The sequence below is a fragment of the Bacteroidales bacterium genome, assembly GCA_013141385.1.
Lineage (GTDB): Bacteria > Bacteroidota > Bacteroidia > Bacteroidales > Tenuifilaceae > UBA8529.
This window is the reverse complement of sequence record JABFRB010000001.1, coordinates 141,216-165,544: the sequence shown is the minus strand read 5'-3', so window position 1 is coordinate 165,544 and position 24,329 is coordinate 141,216. Positions and strand designations below refer to the sequence as shown.

General features: G+C 34.7%; 16 protein-coding genes. 6 read left to right on the top strand and 10 right to left on the bottom strand.

The window, feature by feature from the left end:
- Window positions 1-34: 34 nt before the first annotated feature.
- On the bottom strand, window positions 35-349 hold the full coding sequence (locus HOO91_00620) for a hypothetical protein (GenBank protein ID NOU16047.1): 315 nt from the start codon (window positions 347-349) through the stop codon (window positions 35-37).
- Window positions 350-738: 389 nt separating this feature from the next.
- Here HOO91_00620 and HOO91_00615 point away from each other — a divergent pair, with 389 nt between their 5' ends.
- Both HOO91_00615 and HOO91_00610 read left to right on the top strand, forming a co-directional pair.
- Window positions 739-1,677 carry a hypothetical protein gene (locus tag HOO91_00615; GenBank protein ID NOU16046.1) on the top strand — a complete coding sequence of 313 codons (939 nt, stop codon included), beginning with the start codon at window positions 739-741 and terminating at the stop codon, window positions 1,675-1,677.
- A gap of 176 nt (window positions 1,678-1,853) precedes the next feature.
- Window positions 1,854-2,780 carry a hypothetical protein gene (locus HOO91_00610; GenBank protein ID NOU16045.1) on the top strand — a complete coding sequence of 309 codons (927 nt, stop codon included), beginning with the start codon at window positions 1,854-1,856 and terminating at the stop codon, window positions 2,778-2,780.
- A gap of 645 nt (window positions 2,781-3,425) precedes the next feature.
- Here the strand turns inward: HOO91_00610 and HOO91_00605 are convergent.
- On the bottom strand, window positions 3,426-5,570 hold the full coding sequence (locus tag HOO91_00605) for a S9 family peptidase (GenBank protein ID NOU16044.1): 2,145 nt from the start codon (window positions 5,568-5,570) through the stop codon (window positions 3,426-3,428).
- A gap of 629 nt (window positions 5,571-6,199) precedes the next feature.
- Here HOO91_00605 and HOO91_00600 point away from each other — a divergent pair.
- From HOO91_00600 to HOO91_00590, 3 genes are read left to right on the top strand one after another with little or no spacing between them, the layout of a single operon-like run.
- Window positions 6,200-7,114 (top strand): hypothetical protein, encoded by a 915-nt coding sequence (locus HOO91_00600; protein NOU16043.1) that lies wholly within the window; start codon window positions 6,200-6,202, stop codon window positions 7,112-7,114.
- Between the two features lie 18 nt (window positions 7,115-7,132).
- On the top strand, window positions 7,133-7,561 hold the full coding sequence (locus HOO91_00595; protein ID NOU16042.1) for a hypothetical protein: 429 nt from the start codon (window positions 7,133-7,135) through the stop codon (window positions 7,559-7,561).
- Window positions 7,562-7,599: 38 nt separating this feature from the next.
- Window positions 7,600-10,692 (top strand): ATP-binding cassette domain-containing protein, encoded by a 3,093-nt coding sequence (locus tag HOO91_00590; GenBank protein ID NOU16041.1) that lies wholly within the window; start codon window positions 7,600-7,602, stop codon window positions 10,690-10,692.
- A gap of 191 nt (window positions 10,693-10,883) precedes the next feature.
- On the opposite strand, the gene HOO91_00585 is transcribed toward HOO91_00590, so the two are convergent.
- From HOO91_00585 to guaA, 6 genes are all read right to left on the bottom strand, one after another.
- Window positions 10,884-11,264 (bottom strand): DUF1987 domain-containing protein, encoded by a 381-nt coding sequence (locus HOO91_00585; GenBank protein ID NOU16040.1) that lies wholly within the window; start codon window positions 11,262-11,264, stop codon window positions 10,884-10,886.
- A 19-nt stretch (window positions 11,265-11,283) separates the two neighbouring features.
- Window positions 11,284-11,829: a hypothetical protein gene (locus HOO91_00580; GenBank protein NOU16039.1), complete on the bottom strand. Its 546-nt coding sequence runs from the start codon at window positions 11,827-11,829 to the stop codon at window positions 11,284-11,286.
- Between the two features lie 161 nt (window positions 11,830-11,990).
- A complete protein-coding gene (locus HOO91_00575; GenBank protein NOU16038.1) occupies window positions 11,991-13,157 on the bottom strand; it encodes an RNA methyltransferase in 1,167 nt (388 codons plus the stop codon).
- A gap of 58 nt (window positions 13,158-13,215) precedes the next feature.
- Complete coding sequence (locus HOO91_00570; GenBank protein ID NOU16037.1) at window positions 13,216-14,790, bottom strand: DEAD/DEAH box helicase; 1,575 nt, start codon at window positions 14,788-14,790, stop codon at window positions 13,216-13,218.
- Window positions 14,791-14,856: 66 nt separating this feature from the next.
- Window positions 14,857-16,452 carry a S41 family peptidase gene (locus HOO91_00565; GenBank protein NOU16036.1) on the bottom strand — a complete coding sequence of 532 codons (1,596 nt, stop codon included), beginning with the start codon at window positions 16,450-16,452 and terminating at the stop codon, window positions 14,857-14,859.
- 73 nt (window positions 16,453-16,525) lie between these two features.
- Complete coding sequence (gene guaA, locus HOO91_00560; protein ID NOU16035.1) at window positions 16,526-18,055, bottom strand: glutamine-hydrolyzing GMP synthase; 1,530 nt, start codon at window positions 18,053-18,055, stop codon at window positions 16,526-16,528.
- A gap of 340 nt (window positions 18,056-18,395) precedes the next feature.
- On the opposite strand from guaA, the gene HOO91_00555 reads away from it, so the two are divergent.
- Window positions 18,396-21,539: a TonB-dependent receptor gene (locus HOO91_00555; GenBank protein ID NOU16034.1), complete on the top strand. Its 3,144-nt coding sequence runs from the start codon at window positions 18,396-18,398 to the stop codon at window positions 21,537-21,539.
- A gap of 426 nt (window positions 21,540-21,965) precedes the next feature.
- Here HOO91_00555 and HOO91_00550 read toward each other — a convergent pair whose 3' ends face one another.
- The gene (locus tag HOO91_00550) at window positions 21,966-22,328 is read right to left on the bottom strand and encodes an STAS domain-containing protein (protein ID NOU16033.1); all 363 of its coding nucleotides are present in this window, start codon (window positions 22,326-22,328) and stop codon (window positions 21,966-21,968) included.
- Window positions 22,329-22,363: 35 nt separating this feature from the next.
- Window positions 22,364-24,229, bottom strand: a complete 1,866-nt coding sequence (gene rpsA, locus HOO91_00545; GenBank protein ID NOU16032.1) for a 30S ribosomal protein S1 — start codon at window positions 24,227-24,229, stop codon at window positions 22,364-22,366.
- Window positions 24,230-24,329 lie beyond the last annotated feature (100 nt).

Sequence of the window (24,329 nt, the reverse complement as noted above, 5' to 3'; positions counted from 1 at the left end):
AATTCTAAATTAACCTCGAAGATTGTGTATCAGCTTAAATATGCCTATAAGGAGGAGCGCGTAATAAGAATGTGTGAATTGAGTGGTTTGAATAATTAAACGATGAGTAATTATTGCAGTAATTATCTAAATGTTTCTCTTTTAGTAATTTAATAGTTTCAAAATCCGTAGAGAAAACTGAAAACTGAAAATCACAGATATAACAATTCTCGCGAATCTCAGGGTATTGCTTATTATCTTTTGAATTATGAATATAATGCTTGTGATGATGCTCAAGTTTTTCAATTGAAGGCAAAAGGAATACCAACAAGAGTAGTAAAGAAGCAATATATTTTAGTTTTCTTATCATTAAATGCTTGTTCTATAAAGTCTCTGCATTTTAAAAACTAATTAAAACACAAATTAAGATATGTTTTTCTACATAACAATCGTTTCTGAGATTTGTTTTTCAAACGTAATAAAATTAACTGGTCTAAACTTTCCCTCATTCACCCAAGGCAATGAGTAAAAAACAAAAGTGATTAATACAATCAATAGCTCCGCCTTATTAATTCAACCCTTATTTCCGTTGTTAATTATTGTTCATAAAATATTTTACTTTCTATAAACAATACTTATATATATTTTCCAAAAGAAATTATCTTTGAATCAAGGTATGGTTTTATCATACAATACAATCAAAAAAGGGTATTAAAGTATTATTTTACCATATATAAACAAGTTGGTACCAATTTTATTATGGATACTATTGAACAAATAAGGAAACAAGTTGGATTGATTGCTGAAGCAGAGCAATCTATTTATTTAGATGCAGTTAGATTGCATCTCGAAAGAGCAGAATACTATTATCTTCAAGGAGATAATGATTCCTATTTTTTTAATGATGTGATATACAGAACCAATCAAGCTTTTGAAGGTGCTCTAAAAGAGGCGTATAAAGTGTTGGCAAATAAAACAGAAGTTGAAGTTGACAGAGAAACTCCATTTAAGATTGAAAAGTTCTTTGAAGATAATAGTATTTTCAAGGAAAGGGTTTTAGAACTTTTTAGGAACTATAGAAGTGAATGGAGAAATAAATCAACACACGATTACAAGTTGTTCTTTGACGAAAGTGAAGCTTTCATTGCTCTGACAAGCGTTTCTTCGTTCGTATTCTTACTATTAAAACAAATAATGGAGAAACTCGCATTTAACAAAGAGCAAGAAAATATTAAGAAATCTAAATTGAGAAAAGAAAAAATAGCATTTCTTTTAAAAACTAAACCAAAATCTCTTGAATTAATTACATCATTACTTTCAGAGTTCATCACGACTCATAAACTTAATAACGGCACAGATAAATATGAAACTGAAATAATAGGAATGCTAAATGCGTATTTAAGTGCATTTGAAAATATAAAATTTCAGGTTCAACCAAATATTTCAAAAGGTTTAAGACCAGATTATATTTTAGAAGTGGAAAATGAAAAATCTATTATTGAAGTTAAGAGATATTTAACGGTAATAAATATAGAACCTGCAATCAATCAACTATTAACATATTTAAAACACTCAAACATTGAACAAGGTATTTTATTGGCCATATCAACGAAAACTGATAATAAAGGCATTAAGATAGTAGATAAAGTTTTAAAACTAGATGAAACCACTTATAGCATTAAAATAATACAAAATTAAAAAGCTGGTGCCAATATGTGGTTAAAATATTGGGGGCAGATGATGCAACAGCAAGGTTTTCAATCACCACAAAGTTCATTAATGGTGGATAAGGAAGCAGCCGCTAACTCCTCAATATTTCCAATCACAGGAACGTTGTAGCCAATACAGATAAAGCCCACTAAATATAGAGAAATATGGAATTAAAAGACCAATTACTTTTAACACTTTTAGAGAATTTAAAAGGTGAATCAGTTGATGTTTTTAAAGAAAATTTAAATAAGTATAGAATAAAAGAAACTCCTGATGTAATTGAGCTTACTCCTCTTTCTGGAAAAAAAAATAAGGTTTCTGATTTAATGGTTCAAATTTCTATAAAAAAGGATAGGGAAGATGAATATTATGCAAAGTCCACCCTTGGTTGTTGGGCAGATATCTCTGTGCTGATTATAATATTATTGATTGGTTTATTGATTGGTATACTGTTGTTAGGTGGTGCTTCTTTCTTATTCTACTTAGGTGGGATATTTATTAGTAATGAATTCAACCTTAAACTATACATATCAATTATAATAGAGTTTGGAATAATATTAGCCATATTCGTTTTTTATTTTTTTGTCAAGTACTTAATAAAATATACGTATCATAGTTTTGAGAGAAAATTAGAATCAATAATACCAGAAAAAGCAGAAACAAAGAAAGAATTTGATGATGATATATATTTTATTATTTCAAATACCTATGAAACGCTTAGTGTTTTTAGACAAGAGAGAGAAAGACAAGCAAAAAATACTTTCAATGCAGCATTAGGATTAATTATAGCAGGGATTTTAATTGTATTTATTGGTGTTTATCTACTTTTCAAAAAAAATGTAACGGAAGGTGCAGTAACTTCCAGTGTTGGTGCAATTTCTAATATTCTGGGAGGAACAATAATTAAATTCTATCGAGACACTAACAATAGAATGGACAGACTTAATAATGATTTGTTTGTTTTAAATACTGCTAAGGTACAATATGCTATGATTCTAAAGATTGGAGATTCAAAGAAAAGAGATTCTGAACTTAGCGAATTAATTAAATCAATTGGAAAAATCAAAAGTACTGGCTACAACACGCAATAATAACCATAAGGCGAAAAGTGTCCCCATTCACCCAAGTCCCTAAATAAAAAACAAAAACAATTAGATTCGGCATAGGTTAGCAAAGCATACCTGCGTCATTCTATTGCAACAGGCTACGCCTGAGATCAAAACCAGCAAGACTACTATCAATCAGTTCCAGCTCCAGATTAATCTTTAACCGCCAAGGTCGCAAAGAAAAAAACGCAAAGAGAGCAAATGGCTATTATACAACACATTGTTCCTTTGCGAACTTCGCGAATTCTTAAAATACTTTGCGGTTAATTGACTTCTTGGGTATCCTCAGTTACGAAATGGATAAAACACCACCTCATCCCAACTATCGCAAATTGCGATACTCTAATGCAACCCGATGCGAGATGTCATCGTACGAGAAGCGAAGGATCTATAAATGAGATGGTTGCTTTCAGCGAATCCTCCGGATTTCACTCCGTTCAGCATGACAAAGTAACAATCTAACACTATACTTGGGATCAATATGTTATGCTTACATCGAATTCACTAATCTTAGATGAAACAAGGCAGAATAAATATCTTCATCCCATTGCTCCAATCCTTAAATCTTCAAATTTTCAAATCTTCAAATCTTCAAATCTTCAAATTCCCTAATTTTCAAATTTTGCCACACTACAAATGCTCATCAAAATATCTAATAATTTTATCGATAAGGTGAACCCTATCTTTACCAATAACATTATGCTGATGCTGTGGATAGGTAAAGTAATCAACCTGAATACTGTTTTTTATACACTCATTCAAAAAAGTAAAGCTGTTCTGAGGAACAACGGTTTCGTCCATATCATCATGAATTATAAGCAATCTGCCCTTTAGGTTTGTTACAAAATTCTTTAAATCTGCATTCTTGTAACCCTCGGGGTTTTCATCGGGAGTATCCATATAGCGTTCGCCGTACATCACCTCATAAAACTTCCAATCGATTACTGGGCCGCCAGCAACTCCAACCTTAAACTGATCGGCTTGCTTTAGCATCATTGTAACGGTCATAAAACCACCAAAGCTCCAGCCATGAACGCCAATTCTATTCACATCAACGTAAGGAAGCGTTTTAAGATACTCCACTCCTACCATCTGATCGTCCAATTCGTTCACCCCAAGATTCCGATGAATTACGCCCTCGAATTCAAAACCACGGTTTCCAGTACCCCTATTATCGAGCGTGAACAGTATGTAACCTTTATTAGCCATGTAGTACTCCCAAAGCCTAGCACCGCCCAACCAATCATCGGTAACGAGCTGCGAATGTGGCCCACCGTAAACGTAAACTACAGTAGGATATTTTTTACTCGCATCAAAGTTGGCTGGTTTAAGCATACGGGCATTTAAGGCGAATTTACCATCGTGGGTTTTCAGGGTAACCATCTCAAGTTTAGCCATGCTGTAATCCTTGAATGGATTACCGGCCTTTAAGGTATTCTTGATGAACTTCCCGCTGGTACTATACAAATCAATTTGGTTGGGAATCTCGGTGCTTGAGAAAACATCAAGAAAATATCCTAAATCCAATGCTACAACAGGTTTATGCGTACCGTGAATGGTGGTCAACCTCTTTTCAACGCCTTTCTTAATATCCATGCAGTACAGGTGTCTCTCCAGCGGGTTTTGTTGGGTTGATATGTAGTATAGGTTTTTCTCACCCTTATCAAACCCAACCACATCGGTCACTTCCCAATTGCCTTTTGTAATCTGCTTAGCCAGAGTTCCATCAATATTATAGAGGTAAATATGATTCCACCTATCCCTCCTACTCTGCCAGATAAACTGGTTTGGGTTACTCTTCAGGAAGACCATGGGTTCAACGGGTTCAACGTACTTATCGTTTTTCTCCTCGAAAAGGGTTTTAACAAAATCGCCTGTTTGGGCATTGAACTGATTCAATTGTAAATAATTTTGCTCGCGGTTGAGCACGGCGATGTAAATTGATTTTTCATCGGGACTCCATGCAATATTGGTAAGAAACTGCTCCTTGGGTTCACCTGTTTTAAGGAAGATTGTTTGCCCAGTTTGAACATCGTAAACACCAAGCGTTACCTCATGGCTTTTCATTCCTGCCATTGGATATTTTACGTTCTTTACGGTTGCAATTCGGGTTGAGATATCAACCAAAGGGTAATCGGTAACCATTGTTTCATCCATCCTATAGAATGCTAGGTAATTCCCTTTGGGCGACCAGAATGTTCCCTTCTTAATCCCAAACTCATTCCTATGAACCGATTGCCCATTAACAATTCCCAAATTCGAATCGTTGGTAATTTGAATTGATTTATTACTCCGATTGGCTATAAAAAGATTGTTATCAATGGTGTAAGCAACCTTCTCGTTATCATCACATTTATCGATATTTTTGGCGTTGCTTAAATAGCCAATGGTTGATACTATTTTCTTTGCGATAACATCAAATACTACTAAATTAGGTTCAAGGTTAAAACGTATCGCATTTTGCGATACCCATTCGGCTTGTGTGAAGTTTTTAATCTTCGGTAAATTATTTGCAACAAGAATCCCATTAAGGTTATCCATTTTCAGGATTGTATCCTCCTTTTGGGTTTTAATATCAAACTCAATAAGGCAATTATCCTTTATGTATGAAAATGCGTTTGTCCCAGGACGCCAAGAAAGATTTTTAAGCGTTGCAGCCCCAAATTCCTTTCGTTGCCCAAGTACCGCTTGGCTAAGCGTTAATTCTTTGTTTTGCGAATGTGCAGTTAAGAACACATTAACCGAAAGTAAAAAAACAATCAGTAACCTTTGCATAATAAGTATTTTATTTTTTAGTAGATATTGTTTTAGACTTGAATGAAATCAAAAGGTTTTATCATGCAAGTAAATAAATTATGTGAATTAAGGGTTGAATAAAACAGCTAACACAATCAATCATATGCTATCTTAAAAGTCCTCTGTGGAACTTTGTGTTAATCTCTGTGGAACTCTGTGTAATTTTTTAAATATTTTTACACAAAGGAACACAAAGAATTCACAGAGATGCACAAAGAGAAAAAAAGAGTTGTTTTTAGACTTTTGAAAAAGCCTTTTATTGATTCGCATAAAAATATAAAAGATCATAAATAATTTACTTTGAATAGTATTTCCATTTTCTAATGCAATATTTCGGTAAACTTTTTGGTGTATTTTGGTGACTTGGTGATTTTGTGGCTATTATAATATTTTTGCCACAAAAACACAAAAACACAAAATATCACAAAAACAAGATGTTACAAATCAATAATAAAACTTTAACGAACTATTGTAATGAACATCATAAAGAATATACTACTACAATAAACTTGCCTTAATTTATCCATGAAATAACGATAAACACTAAATCCTTTGAATATTCATGTTTTTTTTCTTACTTGCATCAAAGTAAAGTTAAGTATACGTAGATGCATTCGAAGTTGACATTTAAGGTTTTCATAAGAGCAACATTTTTATTTGTTATAGCACTATTTCTGCTCAATGGGTGTGGTAACAAACGAAACAAGGAGCAATCTTCGGAATTAAAGGATATTGATCAACCTGATACTCTTTCGATGTTAGTGAAATTTGAAAATTCACTTTTCCCGCTACCTTCACCCTATCAGGCTGCTACTCTAATAAAAAAGAAGAATATACCATTCGATGAAAGTATTGCAAGCCCAATAGAAAACTATAAGAATTTCAGTACAGCCTTTAAAAAAGCCCTAAACCTTGGGGTTTATGGTACAGATCTTAGCTACTTAAATATTTACGATCGTACTCCAGAATCAATTAGCTACTTAAGCGTTATTAAAAACTTAAGCGATCAGCTGGGTATCTCTTCCTCTTTCGATGCTTCCTTTTTTGCCTCAATTGAGAAGAATATCAATAATAAAGATTCTATCCTTGTACTCCTATCAAAAACGTATCGTAGTACCGATTCATACCTAAGGGTAAATGATCGAAAAAATATGGGTGCGCTAATTCTTGCAGGTGGCTGGGTTGAGAGTTTATATATCCTTACTAGAATTGGAAAAATTAGTACTGACAGAGAGATTATTAATAGAATTGGAGAACAAAAGCATCCGCTCGATAATCTTATTGAAATATTAACACCATATTACTATAAATCTCCAGAATTTTCGACTTTAATAGATGGGCTAATTGATTTAGCTTACGAATTCGATGGTGTTATTTATACATACTCATACAAGGAACCAAAAATTGATATTGATAAAAAGCTAATGATCATCAATAGTGAATCAAGAGTGGTTATGTCGGAATATCATCTTGAAACGGTGAGTAAAAAAATAGAGGCAATTCGCAATCAAATAATTGGTTAAAAGCGTTTAGTAGAACCTATGAGAACAATAAAAATACTTTGTTTCACAATTCTAACCTTCGTTCTATTATTTGCAGCAAAACCTGTTTTATCGCAGGTAGAGCAATTACAGAATATCTGCTCGCTCTATTTCTCCCCAGAATATATATCTGATGGTCAGGAGTACTTTGCTACGCTAAAACCCGATCAAAAAGTTGAATTCAGAACCACCTTCTACGGTGATAATACTTATAGAGTAGTAGCCTGTACAAATCTTAAAAAAGGCGATTTGGTTTTCACAGTTTTCGACACAGAAAAAAATCTCCTTTTCTCTAATGCAAGCTACAAATACTCACAATACTGGGACTTTAAATTCTGTTCAACAATTACCTGTATAATTCAGGTAGATGTGAAAAATATAAAATTTACACCAGGGTATGTAATGCTTTTGATTGGTTACAAACCATAATAGCATTTCATTCCTTAATCTTAACTTAAATCCTCTAAATGAGTGAGTCGATACTAAAGGCTCTGATGCAATTGTTTGCAATTATAGCGCACCCCGAGAATGATGAAACTGAGGGGGAAAGCGATAGGCGTGCAGTTGTGGAAAGTTTCCTTAAAAATCAACTTAACCAGGAATTGGTTAGGGAGTATCTTAGAGTATTTGATTACTACTATAACTTACATCAAGAAAAGCAGAGCGAGAAGAGTAAAACGAAAAAGCGTACATCATCAAGTTCGGTAAGGGTTCTAAAAATATGTGCCCAAATAAATGAGGAGCTAACTCAGGAGCAAAAAATAGTTGTACTTTTCAGATTACTTGAATTCGTTAAAACGTCTGATGGTGGGGTTACTGAACAGGAAATGGCCTTTATATCAACCGTTTCCGAAACATTCCACGTGCCTGAAGATGAATTCTCATTAATATCAGATTACGTTCTATCATCATTCGATAAAATCTCTTTAAATGATAACATACTAGTAATCAACAATGAGAAAGAGTACGTAATTAAAGATATCCGCCATATCTACTCTGAATCATTTCAGGGAGAGCTAAAGGTTATCAATATTAAATCTGCTAATATATTATTCCTAAGATATTTAGGTGACCATGAATTGTACTTGAATGGACACCTATTGCAGAAAGATAAAATTTATGTTCTCAACAATGGCTCCTCTATTCGAAATACTAAAATCAAACCGATATATTACAGTAACATAGTTGGAAGGTTTGCCATTGATAGGATAAAAGAGAAGATATTTTTTGAAGCCAAAAATGTTGAATTCAAATTTAAAGGTGGCAAAATAGGTCTTCATAATATAAGTTTCACACAAGAATCAGGGCATCTTGTTGGTATTATGGGAGCATCGGGGGCAGGAAAATCAACCCTTCTAAATGTTCTCAACGGAACCGAAAAGCCCTCCAACGGGAATGTTTTAATAAATAATTGTGATATTCATTCCCAAAAAGATATAGTTGAAGGATTAATCGGTTTTGTTTCCCAGGATGATTTGCTTATTGAAGAGCTAACCGTTTTTCAGAACCTTTACTATAATGCCAAACTTTGCTTCGATAATTATACCGAAACCCAAATTATTGAAGTTGTAGATAAGATGCTGCTAAGCCTTGGTCTCTTTGAGATTAAAGGTATGAAAGTTGGTTCCCCTTTAAATAAAAAGATTAGCGGTGGTCAGCGGAAACGTTTAAATATTGCACTTGAGCTAATCCGAGAGCCTGCAATACTTTTCCTTGATGAGCCAACATCTGGTCTTAGCTCACGCGATTCAGAAAACATCCTCGATTTACTCAAAGAATTAACCCTTAAGGGTAAACTGGTATTTGTAGTAATTCATCAACCTTCATCGGACATTTTTAAAATGTTCGATAAGCTATTGATCCTTGATACTGGCGGGTATCTTATCTATGATGGCGATCCAATTGAATCGATTATCTATTTTAAATCGAGGGTTCAGCAAGCAAACTGGAATGAAAGTGAGTGTACGCTTTGCGGGAATGTTAACCCTGAACAAATCTTCAATATTGTTGAAGCTAACGTACTCGATGAGTACGGAAATCCAACTCGCTCAAGGAAAACAAGCCCTAATGAGTGGACAGATCATTACAAAAAACATTCAACAAGCAACGAGAAACCTTTATTCATCCCCTCGGAACTTCCTAAAATCCAATTCAAGATACCCAATTGGGTAAAACAACTTCGTGTCTTTGTACAAAGAGATGTACTGTCAAAATTGGCAAATAAGCAGTATATGATTATCAATATACTCGAAGCGCCAATTCTTGCAGCACTACTATCGTATATCATCAAGTTTTATAACGTTGATATAGCGAATGAAGCTGGTTATACTTTATTGGACAATGATAATCTTCCCGTTTACCTGTTCATGTCTGTAATTGTTTCAATATTCATTGGGCTTACCGTAAGTGCCGAGGAGATAATTAAAGATAGAAAAATCCTTAAGCGTGAAAGATTTTTAAACCTCAGCTGGTCCAGCTATTTAATGTCTAAAGTAGCCATACTCTTTGTCCTCTCCGCCATACAAGCATTACTTTTCGTAATAATTGGTAATTCTATTCTTGAAATTAGGGGAATGTATTTTGAATACTGGCTTGTTCTTTTTAGCGCATGGGTCTCATCAAATTTACTTGGGTTGGTTATATCCGATAGCTTTAAAACTGTTGTTACAATATATATACTCATTCCATTTCTGGTTATCCCTCAGATAATTCTTAGCGGTATTATTGTAAAATATGAAAAACTTAACCCTACAATATCATCGCCAAATAGTATTCCAATTTACGGTGAAGTAATTCTTGCCAGATGGGCTTATGAAGCTTTAGCTGTTTACCAGTTTAAGGAGAATAAATACCAAAAACAGTTCTTTAAGTATGATGAGGCGATGAGTAATTCCGATTACAAAAGGAATTACTGGCTAAAAACGTTGAATAATAAAATTGATATCTGTGAAAGGTATCTGAACAACCATGATAAGGAAGCTCAAGTAAACAAGGCTACTCAAGTTATAAGAAACGAGATAAGAAAGGAGATGTTCTCCGTTTCTGGATCAAAATTAAAGTTTGCTAATTACAAACAACTTAATAAAACTAAACTTTCCGCCCCTCTAATAAAGGATATTAAAGATTATTTTGAAACGCTTCGGAAATATTATATAAAGCTTTATAATAAAGCGAGTAACGAAAAGGATCTTTTAATATCTAACCAGCAGAAAACACCAAAAGATCGTGAGGCTTTTCTGAACCTTAAACGTAACTATTTTAACGAAAGCCTATCCGATTTGGTTAGAAACTCTGGGGAGGTTGATAGAATTATAGAATTTAAAGGTACACTTATACAAAAGGTTGATCCTATCTATTTGTATCCCGATTCAAGATTAGTAAGATCACATTTTTATGCTCCGGCAAAACAGTTTTTTGGATTCTTTGTAAATACGTTTTGGATTAATATACTAGTTATCTGGATTTCAACAGTACTGTTATACTTAACTCTTTATTATAGGCTGTTGAAAAGGGCTCTCGACTTTTTGGAAAAATTCTCAGGGAATACAGATTCAGATTAATGTAATCCATTTCATCTGTTTAAAATTTAAAATTCGTTTATTATAAATTCTTTTGAATTCCCTTTTTTCGTTGCATTTATGTACAGATGCAATGTCCATGGTTTAATCATCATTTTTAGTGTGTTTTGCTCATGGGCATTTCATAAAAAAAGGGGCATAAAGCCCCTTTCTAATTATATAGAAGTTTACGATTAATCTACAATTTGTATCATTTTAAAGGGAACCTTAATAATGGACTCATAGTCCTCACCAGCCTCAAGCATATCCTCATCATCCTCTTCATAGTACCAGTTGATTAGAACATCTTTTTGATTCTTTTTAAGATTCTCAAGCTTCTTAAAAACATCAAGGATGCATTTTGAAGAACTAGTATTAAAGTATTCAAGTTGGATATTTACAACTGTTTTTGCTGCTGATCCCTGGTTATATTCCTCAAGCCAATCAACAATTGGCTTATAGAACTCTATTGAGTTCTCAGGAATTGACCTACCCTTAATTTCGATTACGCCTGTTGTAGGGTTCATACTAACGGTTGGCGTTTTAGGAGTACCTTCAATATTTATCAATTCCATATTCTATTAGTCTTTATACTTACTCGTTAATAAATACATTCAAATTGAAAAAATCAAATTCCTTACTATAGTCGTAAAAGGTATAATCTAGTTTATTTCCGGTTTTTCGAGCTATATCAATCAATCCAAGACCTCCACCGCCCTTCTCGGAAAACGATTGATTATTCAGAACAAATTTATAAAAATCTTTTAACTCTTCTTTCGAAAGAGAATTAATCTTATCAATTTTTTCTTTTAAAAGTTTGGACTTATCAGATCTAATAAAGTTCCCTGTTGAAATTCGAAAGCCTTGTTCTTGTTTAGCAAGTACAAAAACCCCATAATTGTTTTCCGAATTATCTACACCATTTATTGCATCAACATGGTGAAACAAGTTCTGTAAACTTTCAACTAGCACATTATACAGCTTTTTCTTGACTCCAGTTTGCTCTGATGATTCCTCAAGCTTTGATTCAACTAAACTCAAAGTATTAGAAATAATATCAGCACTTATAGAGCCCTTATAAGCAACAATCACCTCACCCTGATTCATCCGGGCATAACACTCATTCAAAAAAAAACTCATTGAGGAGTCTGATTTACTCTTGTACAATTATACTGATTTTATTGATACTCAAAGCAAATATATGAAAAAATAGTTTTAAAAGCGTATATTAATAAGCTGGTTTTTATAAAATTAAAATAAAAAAATATATTTCGTGTCTATTACGCAAAAAAAATGAAAAATTAAATTTTTGCTTTTTTAATTTTCACCTTTGGAGAACTCTGAAACATTGAATAACGTTGATATTTATATTCGAGAGTCCCATTTGTTAATGTAATTGCTTTTGAGGGTCTCAATCCAAAATTTTTAAGGGCATCAAGGTTATTACTTATAAGCCAAACATCATATCCATTAAATCTTTGCTTAAAACAATCGCCAAGCTGCTTATAAAATGTCTCTATCTGATCTCTTTTTAATCGTTCTCCATAGGGTGGATTGGTTATAACAATCCCCTTATTCTGTTGAGGTGGATCAAAGTCAAAAACAGATTGGACTTTAATGTCTATTTTTCGATGTAGACCAGCATTACGAATATTTTCAGTAGATATTTCGATGGCTCTTTTTGATATATCCCCTCCTATGATTGAATGGCTAAATTCACGCTCCATACTTTCATCGTTGTACACCTGTTGAAGCAATGATTTATCAAAATCGAACCAATTTTCGAATCCAAAATTCTTCCTGAAAATACCTGGAGGTATACCATGTGCATAAAGACCTGCTTCAATTAAAAGAGTTCCTGATCCGCACATTGGATCTATGAAATCAGATTCGCCCTTCCATCCCGAAAGTAAAATCATCCCTGCGGCAAGCACTTCGTTAATTGGAGAAGCATCTTGTGTTGAGCGATAGCCTCTACGATGCAAAGACTCACCTGATGAATCTAATGAGATTGTGCATTCATCATCTACAATATGCACATGTATTCGTAAATTAGGGTTCTGAGGATCTACAAATGGTCTTTTACCTAATTTTTCGCGAAAATGATCAGCAATTGCATCCTTAAGTTTCAATGCAACATACCTTGAATGGTTAAAAATATCAGAATCAACAACACTATCTACAGCAAATTTGTGAGTAATATCCATGATACTGGGCCAGTCGAATTTTTTGGCTTGACCGTAGAATTCATCCTCAGTTCTTGCTTTAAAAGTATATATTGGTTTTAAAATCCGTAAAGCGGTACGCAGTTGAATATTCGCCTTATACATTAACTCTTTATCGCCGTTAAAGGATACTGTCTTAAGGGTTGGAATAACATTTTCAGCACCCAAAACTTTCAACTCATCAGCTAATACTCCTTCTAACCCTTGCAGGGTTTTGGCTATCATTTCGAACTTATCAGCCATTTTAAACTACTCTTAAAAATGTAAGTATTTTATGTAATTTGTTTTCTTTGTTTTGCATCTATTTAGGCTTTGCCTTTGTTACAAGTGGTTTTCCTCCAGATTTCCGGCTTGAAAATGCGCTTAGTATCAATTCAGCATCAGTAAAGGGCACTGTAATAAACGAAAAATCATCGTGAACGCTAATGTCGTCTATTTTATTATCGGGGATTTTAACCTCCTTACGAATAAAATCAGAAATCTTCCTTGGAGTCATTCCATCTTTACGACCCATTGCCACAAAAAGCCTGGAAGTACCCGTAGAATCAACTCTAATAGTTCGAACTTCAGAATAGTTCTTAATATCTAATTGTGATTTAAATGCAAGTCGAAGTAGAGCAGCTAGAGCAACCTCTGGTCCATTGGTTTCAAGCAAATCCTCAGCCATTCCAAGGTATTCGTTGTAGGATGCTTTCTTAATAATTTCTGCAATTTCGATTTTAATCCTTTCTCTCTTAACAGCAACAATATCTTCAGCCGCAGGTAATATCTCCTTACGAATTTTGGATTTGGTTATTTTCTCAACAAATATGAGTTTTCTGGCCTCTTCCCTAGTAACAAAGGTAATTGCAGTTCCCTGCTTACCAGCCCTTCCAGTACGACCAATTCGATGGATGTATGATTCTGCATCCTGAGGTAAACTCATGTTGATAACATGGGTTAAATCAACGATATCAATACCTCTGGCGGCGACATCTGTAGCAATCAGTATATTAATATGTTTATTTCTGAATTTCAGTAATGTTTTTTCGCGCTGAGCTTGAGAAATATCGCCATGTAGCCCTTCAACTGAATAGCCACGTTCAAGAAGTTTTGATGTAGTAGTATCGACAGCTACTCTGGTTCTACAAAATACAAGGCCATAAAATTCTGGTTCAATATCTATAATACGGGTTAAAGCTTCAAATTTATCGGAATCACGAACTTCAAAATAAATCTGATCGGTTAAGTTTGTGGTTGGTTGTGAACGATCAACCTCAATTTTCTTAATATTAACCATGTACTTTTTAGCCAATTTAGCAATGCGATCGGGCATTGTGGCTGAGAATAGTAAAGTACGTTTCTCTTTAGGAGTGCTTTTAAGAATCTCTTCGATATCATCGATGAAACCCATATTCAACATCTCATCGGCTTCATCAAGAACAAACCATGAAATCTGATCGATTCTTAAATCGCCACGATTAATTAGATCCTGAACTCTGCCAGGTGTACCCACAACAAGATCAACACCTTTTCTCAATCTGCGTTGTTGTTCCGATATTGATTGACCACCGTACACAGTTGAAATTGAGATCCGATTTGCTGCCAATGAGCTGATTTCATCAGAAACCTGCAATGCAAGTTCACGTGTTGGAACTAAAACAATTGCCTGAACAATTCCGCTACCACCTTTGATCTTCTCAATCATGGGTAGTCCAAAAGCCGCTGTTTTTCCAGTTCCCGTTTGCGCCTGAGCTATAATATCACAATCCTCGGTTAAAAGGATTGGGATTGTTGCCCGTTGGATGGGTGAGGGTTGCTCAAAACCCTTTTTTTCGATAGCAGCCAATGATTGATCCGAAAGACCAAGCTGCTTAAACTCTGAAAGATGCTCCATTAATAATAGGTATATATGACCCAATTCTTTGGGTCAATAATTAATTTAAAAAAACCTAATAAGTCATTATTCTTTTACTAGGTACTTATAGTTATCCCAACTATTTAGTATTTCTATTGCTTTTAGAAAAGCATTATTATCCTGATTTACAATTTCGAAATATTGGCTATTTGTAAAAATTGCTTGGGAAATAAGACCTTTAAGCTGCCTCTTTATTTCAATATTTGAGATTGCCAACCCTTTTTCATCGCATTTAATTTTTTGGGTTTCAGCCAAAGCAACCAATTCATCAACCATTTGATCGGTAACAACAAATCGTTTATTGTATTTATCAAATTTAGGGTAATCTTTTACTAACTGTACTCTGTGAGAATCAACCCACTTAAGATAATATTGATTTATTATACCCGCTCTTACAAGCTTACCATAGTAATTTGAATAAGTGCTTGTATCAAGAGGTATAAATATATCTGGCATAATTCCACCACCACCATAAACGGTTCTACCTTTGTTCAACGTTTTATACTTAAGGTTTTCAGGGAGTTTAATGCTATCAGAAGTAAACATTTCACCATTCTTATAACGGTCGTTTAAATCTGAGTAATATTTTTCAATACTCTCATTATTGTAAGGACGCTGAATTGCTCTACCTGTTGGTGTATGGTAACGAGCTATTGTTAGTCTAACCATCGAACCATCAGGTAAAGGCATTTGATTCTGAACTAACCCTTTACCAAATGACCTCCTACCTATAATTATCCCTCTATCCCAATCCTGAATTGCACCGGATAATATCTCGCTTGCTGAAGCAGAACCTTCATCAATCATTATTACCAACCGAGATTGTTCAAGATCCCCTCTTTCTGTTGAAACAAAATCGGTACGAGGGCTTGTTCTTCCTTCGGTGTAAACAACTAATTTTCCTTTGTCTAAAAATTGATCTGCTAGCTCAATAGCAGTGTTTAGCATTCCACCACCATTTCCTCTAAGATCGAGGATAAGGTCTTTCATTTTTTGCTTTTTGAGCTTTGCAATTGCATCGTTAAACTCTTGCTCTGTAGTCACTGCAAATCGACTAAGCTTGATATAACCAATTTTGTTATCTATCATGTATGATGCATCAATACTAAAGATCGGTATCTTATCGCGTGTAACTGTGAAATCGAGTAAATCATTTACATTTTTTCTTTTAACAAGAATATTAACTTTTGTCCCTTTTGTCCCACGCAATAATTTGAATACATCAGAATTTTTAAGTCCAATTCCTGCAATATTTTTACCATCAATGGTAACAAATCTATCTCCAGCAATAATTCCCACTCTTTCAGATGGTCCGCCAACTATTGGATTAACAACCATTAATGTATCATTCATTATATTGAATTCCACACCTACCCCATCGAAATTACCTTCAAGTGGTTCATTCATTGCTTGAACATCTTCTTTTGAAATGTAAACAGAATGAGGATCGAGCTTTTCAAGTGTATTAATAATTGCTTCATCGACCATCCGGTTAGGATTAACAGTATCTACATATTCATTGGATACATACTGTAAAAATCTTACAAATTTGTAGGCGCTAAAACTTGATGATTGCTGTGCTTCTGCATTCAATCCCAAAACTAAAGCAATTAGAGTTATGATAAAATGTCTACGAATCATTTTAGATTTTTTTATCTTTTAAAATATTAATAGTTATCAACGATATAAACGAATTATTAGGCTCATTGTTTACCTACTCCCATTCAATGGTTGCTGGAGGTTTTGAACTAATATCGTATACAACCCTATTTATTCCCTTAACTTTATTAATAATCTCATTTGAAATCTTGGCTAAGAAATCGTAGGGTAATGGGTACCAGTCGGCTGTCATTCCATCTGTAGAAGTTACAGCCCTCAGCGCAACAACAAATTCATATGTACGCTCATCGCCCATAACACCCACTGATTGAACGGGAAGTAAAATTGCTCCAGCTTGCCAAATTTTATCGTACAAGCCTAGTTCATGTAAACCTTGAATATAAATATGATCTGCTTCTTGAAGTAGTTTTACTTTTTCTGGATTCACCTCTCCCAAAACACGAATGCCTAATCCAGGCCCAGGGAATGGGTGTCTTCCAAGGATATTTTGGGGTAACCCCAACTCTTTACCTACTCTACGAACTTCATCCTTAAATAGTAATCGAAGTGGCTCAACAACCTTCAATTTCATCTTTTCGGGTAATCCACCTACGTTATGATGTGATTTTATTGTTGCCGATGGCCCATTGACTGAAACTGATTCTATTACATCAGGGTAAATTGTTCCTTGTCCAAGCCATTTAACATCTTTAATTTTATGAGCTTCCTGATCAAAAACCTCAATGAAATTTTTTCCAATACTTTTACGTTTCTGTTCTGGCTCGGAGATGCCTTTTAGGTCATCATAGAATTGTTGGCTTGCATCAACACCTATTACATTTAGTCCAAGATTTTTATATGAATCGAGTACTTGAGAAAATTCATTCTTTCTCAAAAGTCCATTATCCACAAAAATACAGGTAAGGTTTTTCCCAATCGCTTTGTGCAGTAGCAAGGATGCAACCGAAGAATCAACCCCACCAGATAGTCCAAGAACAACTTTATCGTTCCCAAGCTGTTGCTTAAGCTGGCTAACTGTTTCTTCTACAAATGAAGCAGGAGTCCATGTTTGGGAGCATCCGCAGATATTTACTACAAAGTTCTTAAGTATACCCATCCCTTCCGATGTATGATAAACCTCAGGATGGAACTGGATACCAAATGTTGATTCTCCTAGAATTTCAAACGCTCCCACTTTCACATCATCTGTACTTGCTGTAATTTTAAAATTTGGAGGGATAGCTGTTATGGTATCACCATGGGACATCCAAACTTGCGAAGTATCTGAAATATCTGAAAATAAATTACAAGATCTATCAATAACTTTTAGAGTTGCCCTTCCATACTCACGGGTTTTTGAAGGCTGAACATCTCCCCCATTTGTAATCGAAAGTAGTTGCGCTCCGTAGCAAATTCCTAAAAGGGGGTATTTCCCTTTGATCTCACTTAAATCAGGTTTAGGAGCACTCGTTTCGCGAACAGAAAAAGGACTCCCAGACAATATAACACCTTTAATACCAGAATCTAAAGATGGGTAATGGTTAAATGGGTATATTTCACAATAAACATTTAACTCGCGAATTCTTCGTGCTATAAGTTGGGTATACTGAGATCCAAAATCTAATATAAGAATCCTCTGATGCATTGAATAAAACATTTGTAATGGCAAAGGTAGCAAATAAATTGGTTGAATAAATTTTTGTTAATGATAGAAGTATGTTTTTCGCCTGAGTTAATGCCACCTTAATTTAGGCAAAAAACTAAGGTTTAATTTTTTGTTTAAATAGATTGAATATTTTATCTAACAACTTGTTAATGCTTTATTAGAAAAAAACTATATTTACAGGAAATTCAGAATTAATTTGCTTGTTTTTACAGTAAATTGTTATTTTTATGGCTTAAGAATTAATATATCGTTTTTATAATGTGTTTCTCTCACAAACCCTAATAATCAATCCTTTTTACTAAATTAAATCAAACTATCTATGAAAAAAAGGTCTCTTTTGTTTTTGGCAATGTTTATGCTGTTTAGTGTGACATTGTTTTCTCAAGGTGTAACAACCTCTTCCCTATCGGGTAAGGTAATTGACGACAAAGGTCAAGGGGTGCTGTTAGCCACTGTGCTTGCGGTTCACGTGCCTAGTGGAACTCAGTATGGTACATTTACCTCAGAGAATGGCCAATTCAACATCCGCAATATGAAGGTTGGTGGTCCTTATACAGTAACTGTTACATTTGTTGGGTATGAAAACGCATCAGTAGAAGATATTGATTTGCAGTTGAATAATACCACATTTGTTGAACTGGTTATGAAAAGTACAACTGTACAATTGGGCGAAGTTGTGGTTAAGGCGGGGAAAGAATTCCGTCGTGAGCAAACAGGTGCTATGACCAACTTAGTTGGTAAACAGATGACCTCATTACCAACCATAACAAGAAGTCAACAAGATTTAACAAGACTCACCCCACAAAGTGATGGGAATAGTTTTGGAGGTAGAAACGTTCTTTATAATAACTTTTCATTAGACGGTTCTATTTTCAATAATTCATTTGGACTAGATTATGCTACTCCTGGCGGACAATCAGATGCACAACCAGTTTCATTGGATGCTATTGATCAAGTTCAGGTTTCACTTGCTCCTTTTGATGTAAGAGAGGGCGGTTTTACCGGAGCTGGTATAAATGCAGTTACCAAATCGGGAACAAACCAATTTAAAGCAACCCTCTATAATTTCTACAGGAATGAAAGTATGATTGGGGATAAAGTTAGTGGCGTAGATGCACCAAACTTAAATTTCATGACCAATCAAATGGGTATAAGTGTTGGCGGACCTATCATCAAAGATAAATTATTCTTTTTCGTTAATTTCGAAGCTGAACGTGCTGATCAATTAGCTCATGGATTTGTTGCTAATACTGGTTCAAATACGGGCTCCAATGTTACAAGTGTATTGGCTACGGATATTCAGGCAGTACACGATCATCTATTAAGCGAGTGGGGTTACGAAGCAGGTGCATACCAAGGCTATAATCATCAGAAATCTAACAATAAACTATTGGTAAAATTGAATTACAACATTGTAAAAAATCACAATTTAGTAGTTCGTTACAATATGCTTGATGCTTGGAAAGATATTCTACCTCACCCAGAAGCAATTATTGGTCGTGGCCCTACAAGCTTCCGTTTACCATTCGAAAATTCATCCTATACAATTTATAATAAGATACATTCATTCGTTGGTGAGTTAAACTCTATCTTTTCTTCAAAACTATCAAATAAACTATTGATTGGTTATACTATGTTCGACGATAGTAGAACCCCAAAATCTGCTCAATTCCCTGTTATTGATATTTTCGATAGTAATGGTAATCTAGCAATAACTGCCGGTTCAGAAATGTTCTCAACACACAACTTGTTGAAACAAAATATATTCCAATTTACCGATAACGTTACCTACTTTGCTAATAAGCATACAATTACCGGTGGTGTTAACTTTGAAAAGTTTTATTTTGAGAATTCATTCAACCTTTTCTACTATCCTTGGCATACTTATAATAGCGTAGCTGACTTTTTAGCTACTACAACGGCAGATGTTGATTATAATGCCGAAGTAGCCACAGCAAATCTTAAACCTTATGCTTTGCCAATAATTGATGTTGCTCAATTAGGCGTTTATGCTCAGGATGAGTGGCAAGTTAACAGCAAATTCAAATTGACTGTAGGTTTACGTGTTGATGTTCCTATTTACTTAAAAGATCTTGCAGTAACAGCTGCTTCACAAGAAGCTGCAAATTTTAACGGCTGGGTTGATAAGGATGGTAATTCAGTGAAATTAAATCCTGCAGAATGGCCAAAATCAAAACTAATGTGGTCACCAAGAGTTGGTTTCAACTATGATGTAAAAGGTGATAATTCTCTAATGGTTCGTGGTGGTACAGGTATATTCACAGGCCGTATTCCTTTTGTTTGGTTAGGTAATCAAGCTTCAAATCCAGGTATGTTTCCAGGATATACTTTCCAGATTAACTCAACGGCTAAAGATTTCAAATTCCCACAGGTTTGGAAATCAGACCTAGCAGTTGATTGGAAATTTGGTGCTGGTTGGTTAGCATCAGTTGAAGGTATTTTTGGAAAAGATATCAACGCTATTGTACATCGCAATTACAACATGAAGGCTCCTTCATTAACGTTATCTGGTGCTGATAATCGGGCAATTTTTGCTGGATTTAATGAAGTTAATATATACTCCGCATCTGCAGGATCTGTTGGGTTCCTTGATGCAGGTTATATTGTTCTTGATAACGTAAAAGAGGGTTACCAATTCAGTTTAACTGAGAAGATTGCTAAAAGATGGAACTTTGGATTAAGAGGTGATATTGCTTATACATACCAACAATCAAAAGATTATACTTCCATCCCTGCTGAAATTGCAGCTGATGCTTTCCAACGTAACCCTGTAGTTGGCAATCCTAACACACCTGAACTATCATGGTCAAGATACGGTTTGAAACATCGTATTATCTCCAGCTGGTTATATACTGTTGATTATAAATCAATGGCTTCAACCTTTGGTCTATTCTTTGAACTTGGTCAAGGTAATCGCTATTCGTATACATACGCAGGTGATCTTAACCGTGATGCAATATCTAATAACGATTTATTGTATGTTCCAGCAAATCAATCTGAAATAAACTTTGGAACTGTTGTCGGTGGTGTAGGTGTTCCAGCTGCTGATGCTGCTGCACAATGGGCTGCTCTAAATGCATTTATTGATCAAGATCCTTATTTGAAACATCGTCGTGGTAAATATGCTGAGAGGAATGGTGCTTCTTTGCCATGGTTCTCACAAATAGATTTCAGGTTTATGCAAGATTTCAACATCAATGTAAAAGGAAGGAAAAACACCCTTCAATTATCAGTTGATATTATGAACATGGGTAACATGTTGAATTCAAATTGGGGTGTTCGCCAATTATCTCGTACAACTACTCCAATTTCAGTTAGTGGTATTGATAATGGTAACGTTCCTTACTTCCAATTTAATCCAAATCTTAAGAAATCTTTTGTCGATGATTTCTCGACCCGTTCAAAGTGGCAAATTCAATTTGGAATTCGCTATATCTTATAGTTAATAAGAAGATTTTTTCCGAAAAGGTCATTTATCGAAAGGTAAATGACCTTTTTTTGTGAGCAGTACTTTGGAAAAGAAAAATGCTGGACATATTATCTTTACAATTACTTGGAAAGTATAGTGTGGGCAAAGAATGTGATTCAACTTGATAAGAATTCTCTAAAGAATAAATGTCTAATCAAAAAGAAGTGTATTTCAATATAAGAAACTATACTTTACTGAAATTTTAGATCTTCTATCTAATCAATACCAATAAAAATTTTACAACATATTAGGTGTAGCAAGCAAACATATCACTAGATCGTCTACAAGTCTTCCCTTGCAATTCGAAAAAATCAAATAAAAAATCCGCTCACATGCATCAAGCACATGAGCGGATTGAAGTAGGCAATACGCTATTACTAAGAATTGTTACCGAAAATTTTATTTCTGACGTTCCTTTTCGGCCTTATTAATTATTTCTGTTGCTTCGGTTCTTGAATAAGCAATGTTAAGCACTGTATCAAGTTGGGAAATTGTTATCAACCGCTCAACTGCATCGGTAAGACCCGTAAGCACAAATGTTCCATTTGCATTCTTGCACAAACGGTTTGCTACAAGAATTGCGCTTAAACCTGATGAATCGCAGTAGCGGCAGCTGTTTAGATCCAGCACGATGTTACGCTCACCGTTACCCGAAATCAGTACTAACTCTGATTTAAGACTGGGAGCAATATTCGTATCGAGCTTTTCTTCTAACACTTCTACCAAAGTGCAGTATTCCAGCTTGTCAATTTTGAATTCCATCGCTATCGGGATTAAATTGGTTCAAACTTAATGTACTACTCTTTACTGTTAATCTCGTCTTTCCTTTGTGTTTCCTCAAGTTCAGTTTTCAGAGCAGCTAGTTCACTAATATCACCCAAGGTAGTCTTTTCTAAGTTAGCTTTCAACTTTTTCACAGCTTTTTGTGTAGTGGAAGGCTTAGCTTTTTTATCAACTTTCTCCTCGGTCTTCTTAACGTCCTCATAAACTCTACTATGTGAGAGAATTATGCGTTTAGCAGCTTTGTTGAATTCTATAACTTTAAAGGATAATTTTTCTTCAACTTTGGCATTTGTACCATCCTCTTTAACAAGATGTTTTGGAGTTACAAAGCCTTCAACACCATAAGGAAGGGCAACAACAGCACCTTTATCAAAAATATCGATAATTGTTCCTTCGTGAACTGAATCAACAATGAAAAGGGTTTCGAATACATCCCATGGGTTCTCTTCAAGTTGCTTGTGTCCTAAACTTAAACGACGATTTTCTTTGTCAATTTCAAGTACAACAACATCAATATCGGCACCAACGGTTGTAAATTCTGCAGGATGCTTAATTTTCTTTGTCCAACTTAAATCAGAGATGTGAATTAAACCATCAACACCCTCCTCAATCTCAACAAATACACCAAATGTTGTGAAATTACGAGCTTTAGCGTTATGACGTGAGCCAATAGGATATTTCTCTTCAATCTTTGACCATGGATCAGTTTTGAGCTGTTTCATACCCAATGACATCTTGCGCTCATCGCGATCAAGTGTTAAAATTTGAGCATCAACAATATCACCAACTTTTAGGAATTCCTGTGCGCTACGTAAGTGTTGGCTCCAAGACATTTCAGAAACGTGGATTAGACCTTCAACACCAGGTGCTATTTCAACAAATGCACCATAGTCAGCAAGTACAACTACTTTACCTTTAAGTACATCACCAACCTTTAGATTTGCATCAAGCGAATCCCATGGATGGGAAGTAAGTTGTTTTAGACCTAAAGCAATACGTTTCTTAGCATCATCAAAATCTAAGATTACGACGTTAAGCTTCTGATCTAGTTGAACAATCTCTTCTGGATGAGTAACACGACCCCATGAAAGGTCAGTAATGTGGATTAGACCATCTACGCCACCAAGATCGATGAATACTCCGTAGCTGGTAATATTTTTAACGGTTCCTTCAAGAACCTGTCCTTTTTCAAGCTTAGCAATGATATCTTTCTTCTGTTGTTCAAGTTCAGCCTCAATAAGTGCTTTATGCGAAACAACAACGTTTTTGTATTCTTGGTTGATTTTTACAACCTTGAACTCCATTGTTTTGCCAACATAGATATCATAATCGCGAATTGGTTTAACATCAATCTGTGAGCCTGGTAAAAATGCTTCAATACCAAAAACATCTACAATCATACCACCTTTAGTACGACATTTGATGTAACCTTTAATAATTTCATCTTTCTCAAGAGCAGAGTTAACGCGATCCCATGAACGCATTGCACGTGCCTGTTTGTGAGAAAGAACTAGTTGACCTTTTTTATCCTCCTGAATTTCAACGTAAACCTCTACTTTATCACCAATTTTCATATCAGGATTATAGCGGAATTCGTTAAGGCTTATTACACCTTCTGATTTATAGCCAATGTTAATTACAACTTCACGTTTGTTCATTGCAATAACGGTACCCTCCATAACTTCGCTTTCACCAATAATTGAAAGGGTTTGATCGTACATCGACTCAAATTTCTGTTTATCATCTTGGGAGTATATACTTTCATCAGCATACGATTCCCAATCAAAATCCTCTACACCAGCCTCAGTTGACTTTGAAGCCTGTTTTTTGGAAGTTAATTTTTCTTCTTTTACTTCAATACTTGCTTCATTAGAAGCCATTTCTTCGTGATTAATCATTTAATTTGTTTAAAATTAATTAGTTAGACATTATTAATAATAAAAACATGGACTGCAAAAGTACATAACTTTTTCATTTCTA